This window comes from Ktedonobacter robiniae, assembly GCF_016587375.1.
In the GTDB taxonomy this organism is placed as follows: Bacteria; Chloroflexota; Ktedonobacteria; order Ktedonobacterales; family Ktedonobacteraceae; genus Ktedonobacter; species Ktedonobacter robiniae.
The window spans coordinates 675,248-697,742 of the sequence record NZ_BNJG01000002.1 but is presented as its reverse complement, the minus strand read 5'-3'; the positions used below and the strand labels follow the sequence as shown (position 1 = coordinate 697,742).

At 54.2% G+C, this 22,495-nt stretch carries 25 protein-coding genes and 2 pseudogenes; 14 read left to right on the top strand and 13 right to left on the bottom strand.

What is annotated here, in order from left to right; all coding sequences use genetic code 11:
* Positions 1–8: 8 nt before the first annotated feature.
* Together JMJ04_RS23585 and JMJ04_RS23580 are read right to left on the bottom strand one after the other, a co-directional pair.
* Complete coding sequence (locus JMJ04_RS23585; RefSeq protein ID WP_201372887.1) at positions 9–929, bottom strand: SGNH/GDSL hydrolase family protein; 921 nt, start codon at positions 927–929, stop codon at positions 9–11.
* 42 nt (positions 930–971) lie between these two features.
* The gene (locus JMJ04_RS23580; RefSeq protein WP_201372886.1) at positions 972–1,661 is read right to left on the bottom strand and encodes a TetR/AcrR family transcriptional regulator; all 690 of its coding nucleotides are present in this window, start codon (positions 1,659–1,661) and stop codon (positions 972–974) included.
* Positions 1,662–2,269: 608 nt separating this feature from the next.
* On the opposite strand from JMJ04_RS23580, the gene JMJ04_RS23575 reads away from it, so the two are divergent.
* Positions 2,270–2,521 (top strand): hypothetical protein, encoded by a 252-nt coding sequence (locus JMJ04_RS23575; RefSeq protein WP_201372885.1) that lies wholly within the window; start codon positions 2,270–2,272, stop codon positions 2,519–2,521.
* Positions 2,522–2,533: 12 nt separating this feature from the next.
* Complete coding sequence (locus JMJ04_RS23570) at positions 2,534–3,052, top strand: hypothetical protein (RefSeq protein WP_201372884.1); 519 nt, start codon at positions 2,534–2,536, stop codon at positions 3,050–3,052.
* Between the two features lie 501 nt (positions 3,053–3,553).
* Here JMJ04_RS23570 and JMJ04_RS23565 read toward each other — a convergent pair.
* Complete coding sequence (locus JMJ04_RS23565) at positions 3,554–3,889, bottom strand: recombinase family protein (protein ID WP_236038341.1); 336 nt, start codon at positions 3,887–3,889, stop codon at positions 3,554–3,556.
* Between the two features lie 34 nt (positions 3,890–3,923).
* On the opposite strand from JMJ04_RS23565, the pseudogene JMJ04_RS23560 reads away from it, so the two are divergent.
* The 4 genes and pseudogenes from JMJ04_RS23560 to JMJ04_RS23545 all read left to right on the top strand — a co-directional run.
* Positions 3,924–4,262 (top strand): annotated as a pseudogene (locus JMJ04_RS23560) (Tn3 family transposase); the annotation flags it as partial.
* 669 nt (positions 4,263–4,931) lie between these two features.
* A complete protein-coding gene (locus JMJ04_RS23555; protein WP_201372882.1) occupies positions 4,932–5,909 on the top strand; it encodes a DUF4097 family beta strand repeat-containing protein in 978 nt (325 codons plus the stop codon).
* Positions 5,910–6,758: 849 nt separating this feature from the next.
* Positions 6,759–8,015 carry an MFS transporter gene (locus JMJ04_RS23550; protein WP_201372881.1) on the top strand — a complete coding sequence of 419 codons (1,257 nt, stop codon included), beginning with the start codon at positions 6,759–6,761 and terminating at the stop codon, positions 8,013–8,015.
* 110 nt (positions 8,016–8,125) lie between these two features.
* Positions 8,126–8,446: a hypothetical protein gene (locus JMJ04_RS23545; RefSeq protein ID WP_201372880.1), complete on the top strand. Its 321-nt coding sequence runs from the start codon at positions 8,126–8,128 to the stop codon at positions 8,444–8,446.
* A 475-nt stretch (positions 8,447–8,921) separates the two neighbouring features.
* On the opposite strand, the gene JMJ04_RS23540 is transcribed toward JMJ04_RS23545, so the two are convergent.
* A complete protein-coding gene (locus JMJ04_RS23540; RefSeq protein WP_268887396.1) occupies positions 8,922–9,182 on the bottom strand; it encodes a tetratricopeptide repeat protein in 261 nt (86 codons plus the stop codon).
* A 6-nt stretch (positions 9,183–9,188) separates the two neighbouring features.
* Here JMJ04_RS23540 and JMJ04_RS23535 point away from each other — a divergent pair, with 6 nt between their 5' ends.
* The 4 genes from JMJ04_RS23535 to JMJ04_RS46800 all read left to right on the top strand — a co-directional run bounded on the left by JMJ04_RS23535 (position 9,189) and on the right by JMJ04_RS46800 (position 11,808).
* Positions 9,189–9,518: a LysR family transcriptional regulator substrate-binding protein gene (locus tag JMJ04_RS23535; protein WP_201372878.1), complete on the top strand. Its 330-nt coding sequence runs from the start codon at positions 9,189–9,191 to the stop codon at positions 9,516–9,518.
* Between the two features lie 193 nt (positions 9,519–9,711).
* A complete protein-coding gene (locus tag JMJ04_RS23530) occupies positions 9,712–10,182 on the top strand; it encodes a MarR family winged helix-turn-helix transcriptional regulator (protein WP_201372877.1) in 471 nt (156 codons plus the stop codon).
* 113 nt (positions 10,183–10,295) lie between these two features.
* Positions 10,296–11,240 (top strand): zinc-binding dehydrogenase, encoded by a 945-nt coding sequence (locus JMJ04_RS23525; RefSeq protein WP_201372876.1) that lies wholly within the window; start codon positions 10,296–10,298, stop codon positions 11,238–11,240.
* 340 nt (positions 11,241–11,580) lie between these two features.
* Positions 11,581–11,808: a hypothetical protein gene (locus tag JMJ04_RS46800; RefSeq protein ID WP_236038339.1), complete on the top strand. Its 228-nt coding sequence runs from the start codon at positions 11,581–11,583 to the stop codon at positions 11,806–11,808.
* A 200-nt stretch (positions 11,809–12,008) separates the two neighbouring features.
* Here JMJ04_RS46800 and JMJ04_RS23515 read toward each other — a convergent pair whose 3' ends face one another.
* A complete protein-coding gene (locus JMJ04_RS23515) occupies positions 12,009–13,307 on the bottom strand; it encodes an RNA-guided endonuclease InsQ/TnpB family protein (protein WP_201372295.1) in 1,299 nt (432 codons plus the stop codon).
* Positions 13,294–13,881, bottom strand: a complete 588-nt coding sequence (locus JMJ04_RS23510; RefSeq protein WP_201370004.1) for an IS607 family transposase — start codon at positions 13,879–13,881, stop codon at positions 13,294–13,296. Before JMJ04_RS23510 ends, JMJ04_RS23515 begins: the two co-directional genes overlap by 14 nt.
* A 246-nt stretch (positions 13,882–14,127) precedes the next feature.
* On the opposite strand from JMJ04_RS23510, the gene JMJ04_RS23505 reads away from it, so the two are divergent.
* Positions 14,128–14,733, top strand: coding sequence for an epoxide hydrolase family protein (locus JMJ04_RS23505; RefSeq protein ID WP_201372875.1), 606 nt, complete (start codon positions 14,128–14,130; stop codon positions 14,731–14,733).
* 202 nt (positions 14,734–14,935) lie between these two features.
* Here JMJ04_RS23505 and JMJ04_RS23500 read toward each other — a convergent pair whose 3' ends face one another.
* The gene (locus tag JMJ04_RS23500; protein ID WP_201372874.1) at positions 14,936–15,670 is read right to left on the bottom strand and encodes an IS701 family transposase; all 735 of its coding nucleotides are present in this window, start codon (positions 15,668–15,670) and stop codon (positions 14,936–14,938) included.
* Positions 15,671–15,889: 219 nt separating this feature from the next.
* Complete coding sequence (locus tag JMJ04_RS23495; RefSeq protein WP_201372873.1) at positions 15,890–16,552, bottom strand: cysteine hydrolase family protein; 663 nt, start codon at positions 16,550–16,552, stop codon at positions 15,890–15,892.
* 119 nt (positions 16,553–16,671) lie between these two features.
* Between JMJ04_RS23495 and JMJ04_RS23490 the strand changes: the two genes are divergently transcribed.
* Complete coding sequence (locus JMJ04_RS23490; protein ID WP_201372872.1) at positions 16,672–17,178, top strand: Lrp/AsnC family transcriptional regulator; 507 nt, start codon at positions 16,672–16,674, stop codon at positions 17,176–17,178.
* Positions 17,179–17,432: 254 nt separating this feature from the next.
* Here JMJ04_RS23490 and JMJ04_RS23485 read toward each other — a convergent pair whose 3' ends face one another.
* The 3 genes and pseudogenes from JMJ04_RS23485 to JMJ04_RS23475 form a co-directional block, all read right to left on the bottom strand.
* Positions 17,433–17,780 carry a peptidoglycan-binding domain-containing protein gene (locus tag JMJ04_RS23485; protein ID WP_201372871.1) on the bottom strand — a complete coding sequence of 116 codons (348 nt, stop codon included), beginning with the start codon at positions 17,778–17,780 and terminating at the stop codon, positions 17,433–17,435.
* Positions 17,781–17,998: 218 nt separating this feature from the next.
* Positions 17,999–18,145, bottom strand: coding sequence for a hypothetical protein (locus JMJ04_RS23480; RefSeq protein WP_236038659.1), 147 nt, complete (start codon positions 18,143–18,145; stop codon positions 17,999–18,001).
* Between the two features lie 220 nt (positions 18,146–18,365).
* Positions 18,366–18,779 (bottom strand): annotated as a pseudogene (locus JMJ04_RS23475) (PP2C family protein-serine/threonine phosphatase); the annotation flags it as partial.
* Positions 18,780–18,811: 32 nt separating this feature from the next.
* Between JMJ04_RS23475 and JMJ04_RS23470 the strand changes: the two are divergent.
* Positions 18,812–19,054 carry an HNH endonuclease gene (locus JMJ04_RS23470; RefSeq protein ID WP_201372870.1) on the top strand — a complete coding sequence of 81 codons (243 nt, stop codon included), beginning with the start codon at positions 18,812–18,814 and terminating at the stop codon, positions 19,052–19,054.
* Positions 19,055–19,311: 257 nt separating this feature from the next.
* On the opposite strand, the gene JMJ04_RS23465 is transcribed toward JMJ04_RS23470, so the two are convergent.
* Entirely contained in the window at positions 19,312–19,953 is a 642-nt protein-coding gene (locus tag JMJ04_RS23465) for a TetR family transcriptional regulator (protein ID WP_201372869.1), read from the bottom strand.
* Between the two features lie 136 nt (positions 19,954–20,089).
* Here JMJ04_RS23465 and JMJ04_RS23460 point away from each other — a divergent pair, with 136 nt between their 5' ends.
* Entirely contained in the window at positions 20,090–21,685 is a 1,596-nt protein-coding gene (locus JMJ04_RS23460) for an FAD-dependent oxidoreductase (RefSeq protein WP_201372868.1), read from the top strand.
* A gap of 198 nt (positions 21,686–21,883) precedes the next feature.
* Here JMJ04_RS23460 and JMJ04_RS23455 read toward each other — a convergent pair whose 3' ends face one another.
* Positions 21,884–22,303 (bottom strand): transposase, encoded by a 420-nt coding sequence (locus JMJ04_RS23455; RefSeq protein ID WP_201372867.1) that lies wholly within the window; start codon positions 22,301–22,303, stop codon positions 21,884–21,886.
* Positions 22,304–22,495 lie beyond the last annotated feature (192 nt).

Genomic DNA, 22,495 nt, shown 5'->3' with positions numbered 1-22,495 from the left:
GAGCGCGCTCACCACTCCTTGCAGTTGTCTCCGCTGGTGGTCGTGTTGAGAAACTCCTGGGCGAGATCAGCCAGGAGGGTGCCGCTGCGACTGTTTAGGTGAATGCCATCGCGATGAAAACGCCAGCCATTGAGCTGTCCAATCTCATCATTGCTCTTGCGTAAAACAAACTGCCGGAACGCGTCATGATAGAACGGGAGAAAGTCGAAGCTGGTGAAGGCGCGACCGGGAGACGCACGGATAAGATCGCGCAGGCGCTCGTAGAGAGGAAGATAGCTCACCTTTTCCTGGCACGCGATGTCCTTGATGATGGCGCTGTACTCCTCAATACGCCGGTTGGCCGCAGCCTGGAAAGGATGCTGCGAATCCGGATCTTCCCCAATGGGGATCAGCGAGCAGAGCGCAATGTGGGCCGAAGTGTCGCGTTTCAGGCGACGCACGATCACTTGCATATTCTCACGATACCACTTCGGCGTGGGCTGGACGGGCAGATGCTTCGTGAGGCGATCAAACTGCGCGACCTGCGGAGAAATCAACGCCAACACATCGTTCTCGCCAAGCAGCACGATTACGTAGTCTGGCTGACTGGCGCTGATGGCGGCGACGCGCTGGAGGCCATTGTAGGCCAGATCTCCTCCCTCGGCGAAGCGGTAAAAGCGCAACGACGCGTTTTCGGGCCGCCGCGCCAGGTCTGCGATCCAGTCGTAACTGCCTGCTGCGTCGGTCGCGCTGGCTCCCAGACAGGCGACGATGGTCTGGCCCGGACCAGGTGGTGTTCCCGTCACCACCGCTCTGCCACCTGCCTGGTCACCTCTCCTCAGGAGCGCTCGAAGCAGGCGGAAGAACCAGCTAAAGATGGTTCCCGTTGCTATCTCGCCTGACTGTTCTTGCCTGTCATCTCTTCTCATATCGTTATCTGATGTATTCATGGCCCTTCTTCTGAGTACATGATGCCTGCTCTTCTGTCATGACTATGAGCCTGGCGCTTGTGGATCGACGAGCATGCCGGCCACAATGAGGGTCACCAGGTACTCGCGGGCGCGGAAAAGCGCCTCCCGGGAGGAGAGATCTTCCTCTGGGAGCATCACCTGATACAGGGGCAAAGAGGCCAGGTAGGACTGACAGATCGGGGTAATCATCGCCAACTGGATGAGCGGCGTGAATCTGGAGCGCAGCAGCCCAGTCAGCTCTCCCTGTTGAAAAAGCCGATCGAACGGCTCCCGATCCTCGCTCTGCAAGTGGGAGGCGATCTGTTTGTAGGTTTGCCAGCCTCCAGCCATCTCCCAGGTTAAGATGCGCAGAAAACGGGGATGCTCCAGCAGATAATCAAACAGCGTTTGCACCACGGTGACGAGGAAGTTCCTCATCTTCTGGGTGGGTATGGAGCCTTCGGCATGTTCAAGCATAGGAGCAAGAATCCGCGCCTGCAGGGCGGTCAAATCCTGGTCGGTGCGCTTCAGTACTTCGGTATAGAGGCTGAGCTTGCCCCCAAAATATTGAAAGAGTAAACTAATGTTGTAGCCTGAAGCCTTCGCAATTGCGTCAATGCGTGCCCCATCGAAGCCATGTTCAGCGAAGCCCACTTCTGCCGCATCCAGAATCACCTCACGTGCCAGCCTGGCATCACGCGTTCGTCCTCGTTTGCCTCCTGGTTCAGCCATGTGATTCTTCCCTTTCCATCTGACGCTTTTTATTATCTAAGTGATTAGTTAGATAATAAATGAGAGAGAGAAGCCTGTCAAGAGGAAAGACAAGGAATATCTAGGGGTTGCTCACAGTAGGAACAGAAAGTCGGAATAGGAAAACAGCCCAAACAGGCATGCCTGGGGAATATGCTCATGATTTCTGAATGCCACTTCAGGAAAAGCACAGGGTTCTCGGGAGAGCGGTTCTTTGCAGAACCAACTCCCGAGAACCCTGGCTTGCGCCTTGCCAGCGCTCGTCAGGTAGCTAGCGTACTAGCATACCTTGAGCCCTGATGATCAGCAGGGGAAGCCCTGCCCCAGGGCAACGGTGATCGTCTCCCCCGGTCGGAGTTCCTCGCTGCCCGGCAAAACCAGCTTGCTGCGGGTCGTGTACTCGACGTCAAGCACCGACGCCGGCGTGTTCGGGAAGATGGGCCCCGCCGGCGAAGCGGGGTAGCCTCCCCCTCGCCGGTGACGAAGGAGGCCACCCAGTTCTCGGCGGCCTCCGCGAAGCTTTGGTTCGCCAGCCCGAAGATCCACATCTCGCGAGTGATGCTCTCCGAGCAGCAGAACATGAACCCCCAGTGGTAGGCACCCCTGGAAAGCCTGAAAACGCTCCCGTCGAGCACCTGGAGCGTGCCAGCCTGGTAGGCCAGCCGCGCCTTGCGGAACGCCCCACGGTAGAACCCCCCACCGATCGCGACGAGGACGGCCTCCCACTTGCGAGCCTCGTGGTGGAGGTCGATCTCCACCAGACGCCCCTGCCCGTCACGGTACGTGACGAGAGCAGGCTGGACCTCCAGGACCTTCTCATGGAATTCCCGGTTTGTCCGTGACGGGTCGATCACGTGGATCGGGCACCCATCCTCGGTGTGAGCCACTGTCATCAGCAGCTCATAGATCGATGGCCCGATGCCGATGGCCAGGGTCTTCTTGCTCTTGCGCTGGAAGCCCGGCACATGCTGGAAGCCCAGATGCACGCGCTGCAGCACCCCCAGGTCGAGGGCGCTCGGCTCGCCGACGAAGTTGACGCCGTAGTACCAGTTCGGGTCCCACGGGTACCGCCTCTCCAGCCGACCAAAGTTCTCGGCGACGATGCGGTCTGCCAGGGGGTAGATGGAGGAACGCCCAGACGAGTCCGGGATGAGTCCAGCAGCGATCTGGCGCTCGTACCAGTCGTTGATCTGCCTCGCAGCCCCGCTCAGGAGGTCAGGTCCAAGGACATTCGTTTCGGGGGTAGCCACGAAGACCACCATTCCCTTCTCGTGTGTGATGTGTTGATGGAACAGGCCTGGAACTGCGCGTTCAATCCAGGGTCGTGCATCGGCCACAACCCACCCGAAGTCTTCCAGGCGGATGATGACTGAAACTCTGTCCTGAAAAGACATGCGTTACCAGATTTCGCACTTCTCACACATGGAAAAGCTCCTCAGCATCGCCTGAGGCGACTCTGTGTTAGTGCACCTCCTCTCGATATTGACAACTTGTATCGCCTCGCCTCCTTTGTGCTGGCGATAACGAATTGGACGACGATCGCGTGGTAGATCTTTTAGCATCCTCGCGCAACGAGCGCAGCTCCATTGTCAAGGACGGTACGGGCTCAAGGATCGATTATGCTGATCCAGAGCGCTAGAGAGAACTGCAGCCCCTCCTTCGCGCTCGACCACGAAGTGGCGTCAAGGCGGCGTAGTCAGGTAAAGGCGTGCACTCCAACAGCTCTTCCATGAGGAGCCCAGGAAAGACGTACAGAACCTACTCTAATGGAAGCAGTAGCTTAACTATATACGACTTTTGCGCTGCAAGGAAGGAGTTCTTCTCCCTCTTTGGAGTGATGACATTTTTTGTCCCCATTTTCCCCGCTTCGCCACCTATGAGCTTTGTTCGCGAAGCTGGCGTTTGGTGATGTAGGTGTTGAGCGCGAGATGGTTTTTATACCCAAGGAGGGTGGCAATTTTGCGGAACGAGAGTCCCAATTTGAGGAGGTCCTTGATACGGTCAAGATCTGCGTCAAATTTGCTTTTCTGAAGAGTGCCCCTCGGTTTTCCGAGCGTTTTCCCCTGCTGCTTTTTTGCCGCCAGCGCTTCTTTCGTTCGCAGACTGATCAGATCTCGCTCCAGCTCCGCAAAGAGTGAGAAGAGGGTAATCACAATTTTTGAACTCATATCGTGCCGGGAGATATCCAGGTTCTGCTTGAGGATGATCACCCGGATATTGCGCGCGACCAGTTCATTTGAATCGGGGAGAGGGCGGCACAGTGTCGCTCGCCATGTGTTTCACGGCCAGCGCGGCGAGTTGCGTCAACGGTATCGTCAGGGGCAGGAAGATCAACTGGGTGCGCTGGGCTTGGTCGTCAATATCATCGTGCTCTGGAATACCTGGTACATGCAGGATGCACTCGACGAATTGCGGTGCAATGGGCAAGAGGTCCGACCAGAGGATGTCGAACGATTGGCCCCCTTGCGCTTCCAACATATCAATGTCCACGGACGATATCATTTCACGCTCCCAGAAGCCGTTGCCCTGGGCCACCGCCGCCCTCTCCGGCAACCATCCTCCTCGCCAGAAGACCAGTTCTAAGCTGTCCCCAAAAGATCGCTGGCCTTTTTGGGCTGTTTTCCTATTCCGACTTTCTGTTCCTACTGTGGGCAAACCCCGTCCACTCCAACTACCGTGAAACCTTGTTGCAGGAGGTGAGTAACAACTATTCGGCCAAGGCGACCACTGGCACCTGTAACTACAACGCGCATAATTGCTCCTTTGTAAATTTCTTATTTCTACATTACACCATTTTATAGTAATATAAATGCTTTAAGGATAATTTTGTTTGGTTTAGATTATAAGGGTCTTAGATTTTTTAGCGGTTATACCTCATTTTTCAAAACATCGGCGGGAAAACCCCGGTAGTAGAACCGCACGCGGATCGTGTTAGCGAATAGCTAGAAGCCAGGCAGCTTCTACTTGCTCGACAGAAGTGACCAGCTTTGCAAAACAAGAGGGAGGCGTGGTTGCGAGTCTCTGTTTCCGGTGGTGATCACTGCATCTGCACCTGCATGGGCACGTCGATTTTCTTGCTTATTGAGGACCATACGCGCATGAAACGGACGAACTAATTTGTGTTCCTTTTTTGCCCTTGCGATCTCCTAATGGTTCCGATTATACTGGTTATGTTGAGGCACTATTGATATTGTCACGATAAAATGAGCTTAAATACCCATTTAAAGCATATATGTTCTGGAAGAAGGAAACATGCAATCTGAACAGCAGTTTGATGAAAGACGGAAGGACAATCGCGATCCGCGCGAGCAGGTGCCCGATGCGTATGGTTATCGGGAATCAAAGGCGGATTACATACAACCTCCACAGCGTCCGCAGAAGCGGGGATCAAGATTCCTGGGTGTCTTGCTCGTCTTGCTCCTCTTGCTGGGTGCAGGTTCGTTGTTTGGAGGACATATGCTCTCAAGCAATACCAGCGGCACGCTCCCAGCGCATACGTTCACGCTCACGGGCAAAGATAGCCTGCGTATCATAAGTACGCATGGCGATGTCCATATCCACCAGGGGAACACGAATACTGTTGTCGTGACGGCCACCAAACGCACACCCATTCTAGGCAATTTTGGCGATAATCTGAAGGTAGACTATACTCAGAATGGCAATGCTATCGCCGTGCAGGTCGAGGGCAATAGTGGCGGGTTTCTCTTCAATTCAGCCAGCATTGATCTCGATATCACCATTCCAACCACGAGCGATGTCGACATCAATGACGCCTCCGGTGATATTACAGTGTCAGACATCACTGGGCAGGTCAAGGCTGAGACGGGTAGTGGTGATATTGAAGTGACAAATGTAGAGGGAACAACGACGCTGAAAACAGGCTCAGGGGATATTCAAGCGAGCGGGATAAGCGGAACGGCGGACATACAATCGGGTTCGGGTGACGTAGACCTGGAGGATGCGCACCTACAAGGGAAGAGTGTTCTGCATACCGGGAGTGGTGATATCCGCTTCGATGGCTCGCTCAACGCGAATGGTGACTATACACTTGAGAGTGGAAGTGGCGACATTGATGTGACTCTACCCGCCGATTCCGCACTCCAGTTTAGCCTGCATTCCGGCCATGCTGATATTAAGAACGACTTCGATACCGAAAGCGTCGGCAACGGCCCGCGTGCGCCCGTTTCTATCCGTACCGGTAGTGGCGATATCAACATCCATAAGCGATAACACATCCGAACCTTTTGGGTTGTAGAGCGGTGAAGGGCTGGGTGCGTGATCCCCTGCTATGGATCGCGCCCTATGCCTTACCATCGAGCAGGGTCAGAGAGAAGAGATGGCTGGTTGATCGGGTGCCCCAATCCTCCAACCAGCCGAAGAGGATCAGTGTTCATTGCGTAGGCGTGGAGATGGATCAGTTCACACATTGGTTGCTCCTTTGAGAGAGGGGTTTCGCCCTCTCTCGCTCCAATGGTCCTCACTGGCTTCAACTGTTGCGAAGCTCTGAGGAATAGCAGAAAGCCTTTTGTTCAGGAGCGCTGAATCGCGGGCATGATTTCGCGGGAGAAGATTTCCAGCGTTTCGGTATCAGTGGGAAACTGCGACAGCAAACTCGATCTGAACTGGACATTCTCTTCTCACGGCAAGGAAGTCCACAGGGCTATTTCATTCTCCCTTCGGCGGGAGAATGAAATAGCCCTGCATAAAATGCAGCACATTTGACGGCAGGCCGATGCCTGGGTTATAATCACTGGCGTGCTGCTCCGATTGCGAGAACATGCAGCCCAAAAGAACAAGAAAGAGGTATCTCGTCATGGATACAAGCGTGAGATATGCCGGGCTACGCTCTTTCGATCAGCTTTTCACACAATACGATCTTCCCGCACATTCACCGCTCCTCATCATTTCCGGCAGTCCAGATTGAGTGAGATGCTCCTCTTTTCACTTTTCCGGGGGCACTCGTGGTACAAAGGCGCAAAGTAAGCCAAGTCTCACTCGCAAATGCTCTTCCTTTTGCCCATGAGCCAGACCCCAATTTCTCCGTAGAAATTTTTCTTTGAAACAAAGGAGCTCTTTGTCATGTTTTTGCGCCATTCTGGACTCTGGCGACACGCTGACTTTCTAAAACTTTGGGCTGGCGAGACCATTTCGCTCATGGGGAGCCAGGTAACCTTGCTGGCTTTGCCTCTTACCGCGATCCTGACTCTGCATGCTACCTCTATGCAAGTGGGCATCCTTGGGGCAACTGGATATCTCCCGATGCTCCTGGTAAGCCTCTTCGTAGGAGTATGGGTTGATCGATTCCCTCGACGCACGCTGCTGCTCATCAGCGACCTTGGGCAGGCACTCCTACTCAGTACGGTCCCATTCATGGCACTGCTTGGGATCTTACAGATCGAGTCCCTCTACGTGATCAATTTCTTGGTAGGCATCCTGACCGTCTTCTTCGGCGTGGCCTACCAGTCTTACCTGCCAACGCTGATAGAAACAGAGGAGATGGTGGAGGGGAATAGTAAGCTAGAGGCCAGCGGGGCCTTTGCGGAAGTGGCAGGTCCGGGGATCGCGGGTACACTGGTTCAGGTCATGACTGCTCCTCTCGCTCTCATTGCCGATGTTGTTTCTTTCCTGGTCTCAGCCCTGTGTTTGGGACTCATTCGGCGAGGCGAACCGGCACTGTCCGCTGGAAAGGAGCAGGTGAGTATCTGGTCGCAAATCGGGGAAGGTCTCCAGGTCGTTGGGCACAATCCCGTCTTGCGCTCCATTGCCAGCTGCAATGCAAGCCTGAACTTCTTCAATATTCTGTCATACACGGTCTTTACCCTCTACGCGATTAGCGAACTGCATATGAGTCCAGCACTCCTGGGACTGACAATAGCAGGAGGGAGCGTTGGAGCACTGGTTGGCTCGTTCGCGGCTACTCCGGCAGCCAAATGGTTTGGCGTCGGACGCGCGATAGTGGGAGCCGTTTGCCTGGAAGGACTGGGGGCTCTGCTGATCCCGCTGGCTGGAGGTTCGCTGTGGCTCGCCATTCCCATGTTCATTACCGGGCGCTTTCTCATGGGGGGAATGGATCTCATCTACCATATTAACCAGCTGAGTCTGCGCCAGATCAGGACTCCCAACAACTTACAAGGGCGGGTCAATGCCACCATACGCTTCATTGCTGGCGGTGTCGTCGCCTTTTCCTCCCTGCTTGGCGGTTTTCTCGGCACAGTCATTGGTCTACGCGCAACACTCTTTCTTGGAGCTGGGGGTGTTTGCCTCTCCTGTTTGTGGCTCATCTGTTCTCCCATTTGGAAAATAACAGACCTTCAACCAGTACGTAAGGGCGAATAGTTCGGTCAGAAGCTGATTGTTCGTGTCTTTCCAGAAAAATGAGAGGCCAGTGAGCGTCGTCGTTGCCTGGCCTCTTTTTCGGTGCGATTGCCCTGCACAGGAGATTCGCTATGACGAGAAAGCAAGCGCGCCCTCAACCCGGCCAATACGTCACTCTTGAGCCCTTCCTGACCACCTGTCGAGCATGTAGCTGCCGCATGCGGATGGGGCATCATAGCCACCGAACAGTGACCACGTTACAGGGCGTCACAAGGTTAACCCTCAAAGTGTATCGCTGCCGCAACGCGGAGTGTTTGCGCTTTCATCAGCCAACACGACCGGAAGAGGAAGGTGGATGGGCATTGCCCCACGGAGAATTTGGCCTGGATGCGATCGCCTTGGTGGGAACACTACGCTATCCGCAGCAGCGCAGTATTTCCGCAGATCCATGAAGAAGGGGACTCCAAGTGGCCGAGCGCACCGTCACGAACCAGCTTTATTGCTATGAAGCGCTGCTCGCGTTACACCTGGCTGATGAAACACGGCTGTGCGAGCAACTGAAAGAACACAAGCAGGTAATCCTGACGCTCGATGGGTTGCAGCCAGATGTCGGACACGAGGTCTTGTGGGTCCTGCGCGATTGCTGTTCGAGAGAAGTGCTGGTGGCGCGGAGCCTGTTAGGAGCGACAGAGAAGAATTTGGTTCCGCTCTTGGAAGAGGTTGCTAATCTGTGTCGAGCATTGGAGATCCCACGGGTTGCACAACGAGATGAAGGAACGCAGGTAGATGAGAAACCTCTTTCAGTCAAGAAGAGTGGTTCAGGTGAGCTTGAACCGATCAGACGAAAAAACGCTCTGATCGGTGATGGCGTAGCGGTACCGATATGCCCAATTGCCCAAACCGTCGTCATCAATATGTCGTTCCTTGTTACTCCACTTGAGAAGGATGAGAAGCATGTTGCACGGGAGACTGGGTCTGTTGCCAGAGGGTCAGGGCGCGTTGAAAGTAGTCCTCGGCCTCTGTATACTCCTCCTCCCTGGCATACAAGTCGGAGAGGTAGTGTAGCAGGAGTACCTGAAAGGCTGAATCTGTTGACCTGTTTTGCTGCTTTGCGGCAATGGGGCGCAGGAGCGCAATGGCCTGCGCATAGCGTTTCTGTTTTTTGTACAAGAGCGCGAGGCCAAGCAGAGTAGCATGGCAAAGACCGAATGCTCATTTCAGATGATGGAAAGGGCTGGTCTGGAGCGTTGCCGTAGCAGGCCACCTCTGCGCTGTCAGGCCAGCGATAGCGCCACGATCCTGGCAATGGTTCGTGAGGGACTCGGCATCACGCTCATTCCGCGTATGATGCTCCCGAAAAAGCTTAAGGGAGTAGTGGCTCTGCCGCTTGATCCCCCTCAACCATTGCAAATCGGACTTGCTGTCAGGTCGCAGGAAATGGCCTCCAGAGGAGCAACATTGTTTGTCCAAACGGCATTGGCTTGGGCACAAGAGCAAATATCGTTGCCTCCTCGCGCATGTTGAGCTGCGAGACGGTGCACATTTTTGCCCCTTTCCCCTCCCTTTCTACGACTTTGTTGCGCATCGCGTGGGAAACGCCTACGGGATGCGCAACGAAGAGAGAGAATCCTGCCAGGCTTTCGAGAGGCGAGTGGAGTTGACATTACCCGTCACACCTGTTATTATTTAGACGGCATAATAATAACAGGTGAGGTCTATGCAAGAACCAATCACAACGTATCTGGAAGAGAGTATTAGTTTGTCCCTTGTACGGCTCTATAAAGCGCAGCACCAACAGGCGGAAGTACGGTGTCAGAAAATCGGCCTCCACACAGCTCAAGAGCTTGTCATTTTCCGCTTATTGGAGGAGGATGGCCTCTCGCAGTCTCATCTCGCAGCTCGGCTTGGCGTCGAGATTGGCACAGTTGCCAAAACGGTCCAGCGCATGGAAAAAGAGGGACTGCTGATCCGTCGTCAGGATGCTGAGGATGCTCGGATCTCGCGGGTGTATCTGACTGAAAAAGGACGGCGTCTAGGCGAACCAGCTTTGCACATCTGGAAAGATCTCGATGCTTGCCTCGTGCAGGGGATGAGTCAAGCAGAACAGCTCCTCTTTCGTCGCTTGCTCGTCCAGGCGGCAGCCAATTTCTCGCGCTGCTCGTTTTCTCCGGCAGATGAACACCCATAGAAACTTTTTTTCGCTTATTATTATGCCGGCATAGTATTGTACAAGAGGCCATTTTTGCACAAGCAATGTCTGAAACAAGGCGCAATGGCTCGAAAACGAAAGGAAAGAGATACATGAGTTCAATACGTGCGATCGTCGTTGATCCTGAGGTTCCAGGGCGGCTTGCCATCAAGGAGGTCGAAGCACCCCAGTCTGGTCCATCGGAAGCACTTGTTCAGGTTGAGACCATTTCGTTGAATCGAGGAGAGGTGGGGCGTGTCATGCAGGCCGCAGCGGGCTGGCGACCTGGTTGGGACCTAGCGGGAACGGTCATCAAGCAAGCTGCTAATGGGGCAGGACCGAAGGTCGGGAGCCGGGTGGTGGGCACGGTTAATGCAGGTTCATGGGCTGAGCAAGTGGTAGTTCCTACCAACAGGCTGGCCGAACTTCCTGACAGGGTGACGTTCGCTCAAGCAGCAACCTTACCTATTGCTGGACTCACCGCGCTCCGTGCGCTTGAGAAAGGAGGACTTCTCCTGAACAGGCGTGTGTTGATTACCGGTTCCACTGGTGGGGTGGGACTCTTCGCGCACCAGCTCGCTCGGCGCAGCGGTGCCTATGTTGTCGGTACTGCTCGCCAGACTCGCAACGAGGCGTTAGTCCGTGAGGCGGGAGCCGATGAGGTGATCGTGGGGGATGATCTTGAGCCTGCGCGTGCCTATGGCCCGTACCACTTGATTATCGAGTCGCTCGGTGGGAAAGCACTGGCGAGCGCACTCTCTCTGCTGGCACCGGGGGGAACCTGCGTCACGCTGGGCTGGTCAGTATCTCCAGAGGCCACCTTTGATGTCAGCAATTTCGTGGTTACTGGAGGAACTACCCTCTACGGGCTGGTGATATATGTAGAATTACAGCGCCGTGCGGCATCTGAAGATCTGGCCTGGCTCGCGCAACTGGTAGCCGAGCAGCAATTGCGGACGCCAATCGAGGTGGAGGCTTCCTGGCACGACATTGGTGAGGTCGCACAACGCTTGCTGCAAAGACAATTCACTGGCAAAGCTGTTCTGCATCTGGCGTAGAGAGTACTGAAGCTGCAGGAATCTTGAATGCTTCTCAATGCTGAGAGCATCTTGGTAATGTGTAAATTTTGGCATTACGCTGTCGATTTTTAGGGAATTCTGCTGTCGAGAATATTTCTCTCCCTTTGGCTTCTCAAGCCGACTTTCCGGCGGCTGGTCACGAGAGTGCCTCTCGCCAGCAGGATAATTACCGAGAAAATCGACAGCGTAATGCCAAAATTTACACATGGAGCTGGCACCGAATTCTTCCTCACGGCACAAAAGATGCCATGAAGAAGAGGGAGAAACAGCGTCATCGCATAGCCCCATAGATGCTCTTGAAAGAGGACAGAGAAAGCGTATGATACCCGCTTCGGTCCATGTCCAAATTGCTTCCACTGACCTGCTCTCAACGCCTCCCTGGATGGGAGAAGTGGCAGCCTTTGCTCAGGTTCTCACCCATATGGGAATCTTGGCACGCATCCAGGAGCAGGTGCGGTTCGCCCGTGCACGCTTTGGCACCTACGATGTGATCGATTTCGTTGCCATCCTGATTGGGTATACTGTATCTGGCGAACCCACTCTGTAAGCATTTTACGAACGGCTGTTGCCGTTTGCCGGACCATTCATGGCGCTCTTTGGGCGAAACCGGTTGCCCCATCGCTCAACCCTGTCCCGCTTTCTCGCTGCTCTTGATCAATCCACAGTGGAAGCCTTGCGGACACTCTTTCACAAGGATCTGCTTGCGCGCTCGCCATTTCCCACTTCTCGGTTATAGTTCCGTCGTGACTAGCGAATCCTGACAGAGGCCAGGATTTTCTCGCGAGCGGGTTTGTGAGGGAATGACAGCCTCACGGGATGGACTACCGGCAGATGAACCCTGCGCTCCCCATCCTCTACTCCCTCCGACCCGAAGGCATCAGGAGCTGCTTTTCTGATGATGTTATAGGACCCGTTGCAATCGGCGTGAATGAGTTGGCCATTGGATGCCCGATAGAGCCTCCGTGTGATCCGTTTGCCGCTGAAAACAGGCGCATGCTCCTGGCTTTGCTGGTAGATCGGCAAAGGATCGCGATCCAGGAAACTGGCCTTGCTGGTGTAGCTTTCTTCGGTGAGGATCACCTGGATGCCTTTTTGCTCAGCTTTGTAGGTGAGCATCTGGATGAACTGGGCATGAGGCACCTGAACAAAGTTCTGATTTGTCCGTTTCCCCAGGTTGATCTCCTGTTTCCAGCCCACGTTGCGACCAATCACGAGCGTTCCGATCCCCTCAGCCACCAGCACATCAATCACAAAACGCGAGATGGTGTGCAGATCATGCTCAATCCGCCGATTGCGCCAGAGAGTCAAGCGCTCCATGCGCCGGGTGTTTCCAGGACGACCAAGAGCTTGTTGGAGTTCTGCTCGCCGCTTGTTGTAGAACTGATTCGTACTTTTCAGACCGCGCCCGTTAACGACGACCGGGACAAAACCCGGTTTATTTGAAGTTAGTGCGATCAGATTTTCCAGACCAGGATCGATGCCAGCGATGAGCGCGGGATCGACGGCGGAGCGGCTCGGCTCCTGTTCATAAATGATCTCAACGACGACAAAACCGTGTTTGGGAACCACACGGACCTGAGTGATCGCCTTGGGATCTTGTTGGGTTTTGATCTGGATGCCCAGTCCCGAAGGCTGAATGAGGTGTCGTCCAAGGGTCCGTTTGCTGCGGCTTACGGCCTGCATCGTGTAGATGAGTACGTTGCGGCCTGTCGTTTTGTGCTTGTATTTGGGGAATTGGGGGCGTCGGCGAAATTTTGAGGGATCGCGCTTGTAGGCATCGAGCGCTTCAAAGAAGGATTTCCAGTTGCGTTCGAGCAGCAGCAATACCTGTTGGGCCACTTTCGCAGGCAGTGCTTTGTACGCTTCATGCGACTGCATCCGCCGATCCATTTCATTGTAGTTGAGGTGTTTTTCCTCAAAGATGAAGGCCTGACGGATCTCATACAGCGCCGTATTGTAGAGATTTTTGGAAGCAAAACAGGCCGCGTCAAGCGTGGCATAGCGTGGATCACTCCGAAGAATGATGTGCTTTTCAACCAGGTGCACGGTCGGCCTCCAATTCCTGCACAAGACGCTCTGTTTTGCGTTTGGCACGCCGTTGCCCATAGAGCCGGGCGCAGAACGAGTACACGATGCTGGTGAGGTCTGAGAGCAGGTCTTCTGTGCCATTGTCGGCCTGATTGACGACCTCGATCTCACGCCCATAGGTTTGAAGCAGGGTCTCGATGTAACGGAACCCGAAGCGGGTACCCCGGTCCTTGTGTTCAATGACGATACGGCCCACACTTGGATCGGCCAAGAGAGCCAGAAACTTCGGCCGATTGTCATTGACGCCAGAGCCAATTTCCTTGACAACTTTGCCCACTTGATAGCCACGGGCAGCGCAGTAGGCAACCAACCGCTCAGCTTGACTGTCCAGGTTGGTCTTGTTTTCTGCGGAAGACACCCGCGTGTAGACCACGGTTTGAGGCTTCGATGAGGGGACTGACACCCTGGTTGGCTCGTCGATGAGAATCGTGTGAGCCCCTACGCGCCGCCCCTGGATTTTCCCGTCCCGGAACCAACGCCAGGCTGTCTCATAGCGGACCCCTTGTTGTTTCGCGTAATCACTGAGTTTCATGCTCAAATCATACTATGCTACTCAATGATTGTCAAGAATTCGCTATACTTTCAAAGATCGGTTTCAATACTCTCAATTATAGGCGAGTCAAGCGAGATGCGCTCTTTTGCCAGAGACAAAGAGAGGGGCGGAGAACAGGGACTATGTGTCTGCTTGCCTAAGGGCGCTTCACAAGAGCACTTCACAACACTCGGGAGGGACAAGTCGTCCCTCATCACAACCAAGATTCCGAAGGAGAAACGTTTCATGAGTATCCAAGCTTTTACTATAGCCATTCCTCAAGGAACCCTCGACGACTTGCTCGTACGCTTGAGCCAAACCCGCTGGCCTGATCAGGTGGAGGGAGCAAGTTGGGAGTATGGCACCAACCTGGACTATCTCAAGGAACTGGCAGACTACTGGCAGCATGAGTTCGACTGGAGAGCACAGGAAACGAGACTCAATCAATTTGCGCAGTTTCGTGCAGATATTGATGGCCTGGGTATTCACTTCATCCACGAGCGCGGCAAAGGACCCAACCCGCTGCCGATCATTCTTACCCACGGCTGGCCCAGCTCGTTCTTCGAGATGCTCAAGATCATTCCGCTGCTCACTGATCCGGCGCGTTATGGTGGTGACCCTGCCGATGCCTTCGATGTGGTCGTGCCATCGCTGCCGGGATTCGGCTTTTCCGACCGTCCACGTGAGCGTGGCTGGCAACTCCCCAAAACCGCCGAGTTGTGGGCGCGCTTAATGCGCAACGAGCTTGGCTACCAGCGGTTCGCCGCCGCAGGTGGGGACTTTAACTGCGGACCTTCTATCGCCCTCTCCGCGCGGTATGAGCCCTCCATGCTCGCTAAACGGGAAAGCTGATCCCTGCTCACATGCTTTCACATCTGGTGAGATGCGAAAGCACGTGAAGACTTCAAGGGATGACGTTTTCTTTTCTCTTTACTTGAGTTTATCTCGTTGCGCATCCCGTGGGCAAACCCGGATTTCACCCAATTTACTAACTATCTCACAATGGGTGCTTATCAAACCGCGCCGTAAAACCCCTAGCTTTAGCTACTGTCTTTTACCCACATTGTTTCATGCCTTCCTCCAGACTGCGTCGCACTAACAACCAGCGCTGCCATCCAGTGGTTTCTGGTGCCGCCAGTTCGATGCGGGCCCACGCGAAGAGGCGCGGGCCTTTGCTCCCCGCGCCTGCACTCAGGACCTGCCAATCTTCTCTCGCGAGAACCTGGGCGAGTTGATCCACCCGTTTGCGAACGCCCTGCACTTCCACCTGCTCTTTGCAGGTTACCGCCAAGGCATATGCCTGTCGGCGCTCCTCCAGCGCCATCCGCAGTAACTGGGAGCTCCCATAAACGGTATCTCCTACGACCCAAGCGGCGGGAAGACCTGCGTCCAGAGTTCGTTCGAGCATGCGTTGCGCTAACTCCGGCTTGGTCGCAAACGTCACTCCGTCGGGCACATGTGCTTCTCGGCATCGCTGCGGATCACCTGTCCAGCTTTTCGGCACATACAATTCGCGGTCGACCAGCGTGTGTCCGCGCACGCTTGCGTAGGAGAGAAACACGCCGATTTGGCAATTCTCGATCCGCCCCGCTGTGCCACTGTACTGTCGTTGCACGCCAACTGATTTGCTCCCCTTTTTGAGGAAGCCCGTCGCGTCGATCACCAGGATCGCTTCAGGAGTCGAAAGGTTCTCTGAAACAAAGGCACACAACCCATCTCGTACCTCTTTGCAATCCCATTTTGCTCGATCTAATAGGCGCTGGATGGCATAGGTCGTGGCTTCTCCCACCGCTTCAGCTACTTGCTATCCATTTTTATGTGCCACCATTCCCATCAATCCCTGCACATAGACAATCGCTCGCTGATGGGCTTCTGGTCGCACAAAAGCATGTCTAATCGCTGGCCCAGCTCGTTGAATGCAGTGGCCCATATCTCTTCAGGTAAGGCAGTGGAGGCATAAAGAGGCATGGAGGCATCTCCTTCCGAGAGAGAGATCGTGGGAAACAATTCAAAGCCCGGAGAGCTGGTCGAGAATCTCATCAAGAGAGAGGACTTTCGCAAAGCCCTTTTTGAGCACCTGTAATTCGGGCTCTTGCATCGCAGGATCATCAGTGGCGGTGATATCGCTGCCGAAAATGACCTTGAAGCCGCGTTCATATGCCTGCCGAGCGGTGGTTCCACAACAGAAATTGGTGAGGGTGCCACAAATGATCACCGTGTCCCTGCGTAGGTTCTTGAGGATCGTTTCCAGGGGAGTATCGTAAAACGCGCCATACGACGACTTGTAGAGCACGATCTCGTCTTCTAAAGGCGCCAATTCGTGCCAGATGACGCCATCGCGAAACCAGGCAGCATCCTCTTCGGCATAGCGATTGGGCATGAACTGCCCAGTGAGGGGACGATCCAGGTAATGATGGGTTCTGGCAAAGGCTGTATAAATGACCGGAATGCTTGCTGCGCGGCACGACTCAATCAGTCTCTTGATGTGAGGAACCTGTCGCGTGGCTTCTGGAACCCAGAAGGGTGTGGAGTGTGGTTTGACAAACTCCTCCTGCATATCGATCACGAGCAATGCGCAGTGGTCTCGTTCCACGCCAAAGGCGGAGTTTCCTTCTCGATAGGCCAGACGCGCGAAGGTGAGAACTTCTTGTTCCGAAAAGGTTTTGGTCATGGGATCTCCTTGAAAAGTCTGCTTGTCTGTGCAGAGTATATCAGGAAAACAGTACCAAGTACATGCATTTTTAAAAGAGGTATGTTATACTACTTTCAAAATCGAAAGGAAATGGTGCAATGGCTTTCAAAGATGATCGTCTCCTAGATGAGGCGGGGTGGAGTATTCTGCGTGAGTTGCAAAGAGATGCCCGGCTTTCTTTTCCTGAACTGGGCCGACGGGTGGGACTGTCTACCCCGGCTGTTGCTGAGAGGGTACGCAAACTGGAAGATGCCGGGGTGATTACTGGCTATGGAGCGCGCGTCGATGCGGCAAAGGTTGGCTTGCCTATGATGGCCTTTGTTCGCATTACCACGACTCCCCAGACGGAGGCTGGTCTGCGCGCTCTCATGGAGGATCTTCCTGAACTGTTGGAATGTCACCGTGTCACGGGAAATGAGAGTTTTCTAGTGAAATTAGTCGTCACCTCGATCACTCATTTGGAACAGGCCCTCAATCAACTCATGAGTGTTGGACCTGTCACCACATCCCTTGTTCTATCCACGCCACTCTCTGGAGAGCCTATCAAACAAGAGGCGACAAGAAGAGAGCATAACCCGATTGCTCATGTGAGCCAGGAACGCTAATCGGGCTTCTCCAGAGAGCCTGCTCTTTCATTTACAACTGTAGGATTAGGCGAAAGAGTGAGTCCTTGTGACTTGCTCTTTTTTTCGCGGAAATTTATCAGAGAATTTAAGAGAGAAACGGTGAAAATCAAGAGCATACAAGAAGCCTCTGAATAATCCAAAGGCTTCTTGTATGCTTAATCTCCAACTAGATTCACAGGTACTTAAGACGTGTGCTTAGGAAGAAGGCCTCACGAGGACTTCTCCCTTAAGGTCTAATTGCATTCTCCCAGGGTAGCCCAAGTCTTTGGTCCAACAATTCCATCGACTTTCAGACCCAGTGCACGTTGCCAGTTCTCTACAGCCTTCTCTGTCTGTGAACCAAAAATTCCATCGACCGTGAGGCCGCCAGGAGTACGTGAATAGAGGTCTGACTGGAGCAATCTGACTGCACTCCCGGTTGAGCCTCGACTGATAGTAGGTGGACAACTACTAGCCGCCTGGGCCATGTTGCTCTGTACTGTCGCGGCGGAGACAGGAGAGGGAGTAGCGCCAGTGATGGTAAATACTCCTAGGAGCACCAGCAGACTGAGCAGGCCCCAAATAGTCAACATCTTTTTCATTGGGATCCTCCTTATATAGAAAGAAAAATAATTTGTTCTAACGGGAACAAATACCCCTTTGGCAATTTTTCTCACTTTTGAAGCAAATGCATGCATTTATTTCTCTTATAGTGAGAGTATAAGCAGAAAGACATGTAGGTACCAGGACGAAAGGAGGACACTTTCCGGCCACTTTGCTCCAAATATGTTATATACTGATATTTATCCGTTGTGTTATTTCAAGTTATCTCCATCAAGTTTTTGAAGATGAGAGCTATTTCCCTGAGTGATCCGAACTCATCTGCTCTTGGAATGGCTACAATCTCCATGGGAACATCCCTCCGCGCTACCTCCTCGTTGTTTTGGGGGAGGGTCAGTCCTGTCATCACGTTGCATCTCCTGGGGAGGGTCGTGAACCATGATGGTCCACGATACAATCGATGATAAGCACGGCAGTGTTGTCCTTCCCCCCCACCATATTTGCCGCATGCACCAATGCCTGGCAAGCGGCCTCGGCTTGCGGAGAGGTTCGCAAGATCTGAGCGATGTGTGCTGGTCGGGCACCAGAGCGGTGAGCCCATCGGTACACAGGAGGAGCCGATCTCTGGTGAGGAGCGGCAGCGTCTGGACAACAGGTGTGACCTCGCCTTCCATTCCCACATAACGGGTGAGTTGCCCACGGGCGGGATGGGTGCGTTCCTCTTCTGGGGTGATCTCTCCGCGTTGCCGCAAGAGTGTTACAACGGAGTGATCCTCTGTCAACGGCAGGAGACGATCAGCGTGGAAGAGATAGAGACGGCTATCGCCGAGGTGCGCCAGAGTCATTTGGGCATCATGGAGCCAGGCCACGACGACGGTCGCGCCCAGACCATGCAGTCCCACACGCCCGGTACTCTCCGTTCGCAGGTGCTGGCTCAGTTCCACGATGCTCTCACGCAGGACGCGTTCCCGTACCTGGATCTCAGCGGTGTGAGCTCGTGCCAACCCGCGCGCCAGCAGGGCAGGCAGGACGGTGACCACGGCCTGCGCGGCGACTCAAGAACCACCCACTATTGCACACAGAGAAAGGAACGCTTTTAAAAGAGCAGAATGGACGGTGTGCTTGGTGTGATCTGTACTTTGTGAAACGAGATGAGGACCTCTTGGAAGTTGACCACATCATCCCACAGGCATTAGGAGGGTCCAATGAATTGTCGAACAAGAGAGTCTATCATCGACACTGCCACGATGAGAAAACAGCACGAGACCTCTCTGAGATCAGAGAACAGAAGGCTGCTGGTATCAAGCATTCTTGACTCTACACTGAGGAGCCGGATGTCGTGAAAATGACGTGTCCGGTTCTGGATTGGCGGTGGGGGAAGCAATTCCCTCGCCGACCATACGAAGAAACCTTGCTTGCCTCGCTTGCCCGCCTGGATAATTTTGGCCCTTGAGTATTAACGGACCGGAATATCACACTAAGCACTTAGTGTGATATTCCGGTCCGTTAATACTCAAGGGCCTATCACCCCGGAAGAGGGCGATATGTTGCTGGAGGCGCTAGGAAGCTAATTCAATCCCCAGAAGCATCGATCCCATGTGCTAACAGATCGAGACCAGCCGTGACCATAGCGGAGAGACCAGCATGAATCTCCTCGGAAGATTCGCCTTTTAATCGCCGCCTCGCGTATTCCGCAAAGATCCTCGAATAAAGGGTCAGGATCAGATGCGCAACGAGGCGAGGCACGATATCATCCGATTCTGTGCCCATGTCTTCGGCAAGGGCATGGGCCAGATCCTCTTCAACAGACTCAGTCATTTGCCGACCCCGAGCTTGCAGGGTAGGGCTTTCCCGAATCACCCGGAAGACCTGCTGCCGCGTAGAATCTTGCTCTGGGGACGGCATCGCTTTCATAGGTTCGAGACTGCCGAGCAGCAATTGACGCAGAAAGGTGAGCAATGATTCGCCTTTCTCACGGTGACGAACGATTCCGGCCAGGGAAGCCTCCATAGGTTGATTGAGTCCAAAAAAGAGGTCCTCTTTAGTTGGAAAATAATTATAGACGGTATTTACCGACACATCAGCCGCTTCAGCCACTTCGGTCACTGTCACCTGCTCAAAGCCACGCTCAATAAAGAGCTCTAAAGCCACTCTTGCGATCTTCTCCCGTGTCTGCTGCTTTTTTCGTTCGCGTCGTCCTGGTGTCTGTGTCATAAACGCATTGTAGCTCTTTTTGCAATGGACCGCAAGATTGGGGTTGACTTTCTTTCTGCACCGCATTTATAATTGTGGTAACTTAAAAATTTAAGTGAATGCAAAAATTTATGAAGTGCAGAAAGGAAGAACAATAATGGCAGATGTCTCTGTTCCGGTTTTGATTGTTGGTGCCGGACCAACCGGACTCTCGACCGCGCTCTTTCTGGCGCAGCAACAGATCCCGTATATACTCATTGAGCGACATCCAGGCACAGCGATCCATCCCCGACCAGTTGGCCTGGGAGCGCGGACGATGGAGGTATTTCGGGCGCTAGGGCTGGAAGAGAGAGTCAGGAAAGCCGCCGAGCCGCTCAGCAGGAGCCGGGGTGAAATTTTTGTCGAGACCCTTGCCTCCGCCAACATGGCACAGGTCAAACGCCTGAATCTGGATGGGAAAGATCTTGAGACGTTCGACCAGATGAAAGAAGCAGAGAAGGCTATCAGTCCTGCCACAGGCTGTCTGTGCAATCAGGCTGCTCTGGAGCCCGTGTTGTTTGAGGCGGCGCGGGAACGAGGGGGAGATCTGCGCCTTCAGACTGAATTGCAGTCTTTTGAGCAAGATGAGACGGGTGTGACGGCTCTCGTTGTGGATCGCAAGACGGGAGTGCAGCAGCGTATCCGTGCTGACTACCTGGTTGCCGCGGATGGGGCTAATAGCCTTGCACTGCGCACTCTTGCAATCCCGACGAAAAGCTTTACGTTGTCAAAGATGCATACACTCGCGATTGACTTTCGTGCAGACCTGAGCGAGCTGGTACGAGGCCACGAGTTTATACTCTGTACGATAGAGACCCCTGAAGCTCAGGGCCTGCTCATGGCAGTCAATAATAGTGATCGCTGGCTTTTTCAGATGCCCGGGTATCTCGAAAATGGAGAGTTGAAGGTCCCATCTGTCAAACGCTGCCAGGAGCTGGTGCGCAAGGCTATCGGGATACCTGACCTCGCGGTAGAAATCATGGGTATTCTCCCCTGGGAGCCGCAGGAGAGGCTGGCTGAGCGCTACCAGGTTGGGCGAGTTTTCCTGGCTGGCGACGCGGCTCATATCATCCTGCCCACAGGCGGCGTGGGTGCGAATCTGGGCATCCAGGATGGACAGAACCTTGCCTGGAAGCTGGCTGCCGTTCTCCAGGGTTACGCTGATTCCACCTTGCTCTCGACCTACGAGACGGAAAGGCGTCACGTGGCTGGCTTTGCTGCCGAGCAGGAAGAGATCACCGACCGAGAAAAAACGACGGATAACGAACTACAGGCTCGCTTCGGATTCTACGCCTCTTCAGCTGTGCTCTCAGATGAAGAAGGAATCACACCAGACTATACGGAGCTGAAAGGGCAGTCCGGCTCACGTGTGCCTCACCTGTGGGTAGAGTATCAGGGCCGATGCATCTCAACTCTTGATATTACCAGTCGTCATTTCGTCCTGCTGACAGGCTCAGAAGGGAGAAGCTGGCAACAGGCTGCGCGGGAATGTGCTGTTCACTCTGGCATCGAACTGCCCGTCTATAGTGTTGGTTCTGAAGGAGAGCTTTTAGCAAGCAAGGAGAGCTGGCAACGGGCGACCGGCCTGCCTGATCATGGCATGCTCCTGGTTCGGCCTGACGGCTTTGTGGCGGCTCGTGTGAGCGCCCCTGATGAGGATAGGGGTCGGCAGCTTATGGGGATACTCTCGGCGTTGCATTTGTGTCCCACTTAAAGAGGGATTGGAGAGCAACAAGGGAAGATGGGTGGAGGGGGCAAAACGGACTTGTAAACGGGATGTAGATAGTGTTTTGATTGCCAAGGGGTGGTGGCTGGTCGCTGACGAAAAAATGAGCACAGCTTCTCCCCGCGCTGTGCCGCAGGCACAGCGCCCCGATGAGGCCAGCAGACAGATCCACGTGCGTGGATCAGGTTATGCGGCGGTCAGACCACAGGTCGGATCAAAGGGCTTGCCGGATCGGACCACGCCAAAGATGATGCGGGCTAACTTGCGCATGGCGGCTCCTAGCGCCACCATCTTGAGCTTGCCGCGTGCCAAGAGCCGCTGATAGAGGGCTTTGACCTGTGGATTGAAGCGCGCCGCCACCATCGCCGGGAAGTAGAGCGCACGGCGAAGCCTGGGGGCACCGATTTTACACAGAGGGGAACGCCCCCTGCGCCTGCGTCCTGATTGACGTTGATGAGGCGAGAGGCCCAGATGGGCCACCAGCGCATCAGCGTCTTCAAACTGCGAAAGATCTCCTAACTCGGCCAGCAAACACGTCGCCGTTTTGGCTCCAATCCCTTTGATCGAGCAGAGCAACTCAAAGATCTGTTTGAGATCCTGTGGCAATGTGGCTCTGAGTGCTAGGGGTCTTGTGACTATTGAGACGGGGAATCTGTGCAAGATCTCGCAGTGAGCATGTGTTGGGTCTTCCGGTGGCGAATTGGATTTGCTTGGGTAAAGGGTTGTGGAAGACGATAAAGAGGCACGGACCTGGGTGTGTCTATGCAGGTTCCCAGGGAGGAGGGTTGATACACGCGC

Excerpts from the sequence above, each read along its gene's own strand:
- JMJ04_RS23585 (WP_201372887.1), bottom strand. The coding sequence starts at position 929 with ATGAATACATCAGATAACGATATGAGAAGAGATGACAGGCAAGAACAG.
- JMJ04_RS23580 (WP_201372886.1), bottom strand. The coding sequence starts at position 1,661 with ATGGCTGAACCAGGAGGCAAACGAGGACGAACGCGTGATGCCAGGCTG.
- JMJ04_RS23555 (WP_201372882.1), top strand. The coding sequence starts at position 4,932 with ATGCAATCTGAACAGCAGTTTGATGAAAGACGGAAGGACAATCGCGAT.
- JMJ04_RS23550 (WP_201372881.1), top strand. The coding sequence starts at position 6,759 with ATGTTTTTGCGCCATTCTGGACTCTGGCGACACGCTGACTTTCTAAAA.
- JMJ04_RS23545 (WP_201372880.1), top strand. The coding sequence starts at position 8,126 with ATGACGAGAAAGCAAGCGCGCCCTCAACCCGGCCAATACGTCACTCTT.
- JMJ04_RS23535 (WP_201372878.1), top strand. The coding sequence starts at position 9,189 with ATGGCAAAGACCGAATGCTCATTTCAGATGATGGAAAGGGCTGGTCTG.
- JMJ04_RS23530 (WP_201372877.1), top strand. The coding sequence starts at position 9,712 with ATGCAAGAACCAATCACAACGTATCTGGAAGAGAGTATTAGTTTGTCC.
- JMJ04_RS23525 (WP_201372876.1), top strand. The coding sequence starts at position 10,296 with ATGAGTTCAATACGTGCGATCGTCGTTGATCCTGAGGTTCCAGGGCGG.
- JMJ04_RS46800 (WP_236038339.1), top strand. The coding sequence starts at position 11,581 with ATGATACCCGCTTCGGTCCATGTCCAAATTGCTTCCACTGACCTGCTC.
- JMJ04_RS23510 (WP_201370004.1), bottom strand. The coding sequence starts at position 13,881 with ATGAAACTCAGTGATTACGCGAAACAACAAGGGGTCCGCTATGAGACA.
- JMJ04_RS23505 (WP_201372875.1), top strand. The coding sequence starts at position 14,128 with ATGAGTATCCAAGCTTTTACTATAGCCATTCCTCAAGGAACCCTCGAC.
- JMJ04_RS23495 (WP_201372873.1), bottom strand. The coding sequence starts at position 16,552 with ATGACCAAAACCTTTTCGGAACAAGAAGTTCTCACCTTCGCGCGTCTG.
- JMJ04_RS23490 (WP_201372872.1), top strand. The coding sequence starts at position 16,672 with ATGGCTTTCAAAGATGATCGTCTCCTAGATGAGGCGGGGTGGAGTATT.
- JMJ04_RS23485 (WP_201372871.1), bottom strand. The coding sequence starts at position 17,780 with ATGAAAAAGATGTTGACTATTTGGGGCCTGCTCAGTCTGCTGGTGCTC.
- JMJ04_RS23480 (WP_236038659.1), bottom strand. The coding sequence starts at position 18,145 with ATGACAGGACTGACCCTCCCCCAAAACAACGAGGAGGTAGCGCGGAGG.
- JMJ04_RS23465 (WP_201372869.1), bottom strand. The coding sequence starts at position 19,953 with ATGACACAGACACCAGGACGACGCGAACGAAAAAAGCAGCAGACACGG.
- JMJ04_RS23460 (WP_201372868.1), top strand. The coding sequence starts at position 20,090 with ATGGCAGATGTCTCTGTTCCGGTTTTGATTGTTGGTGCCGGACCAACC.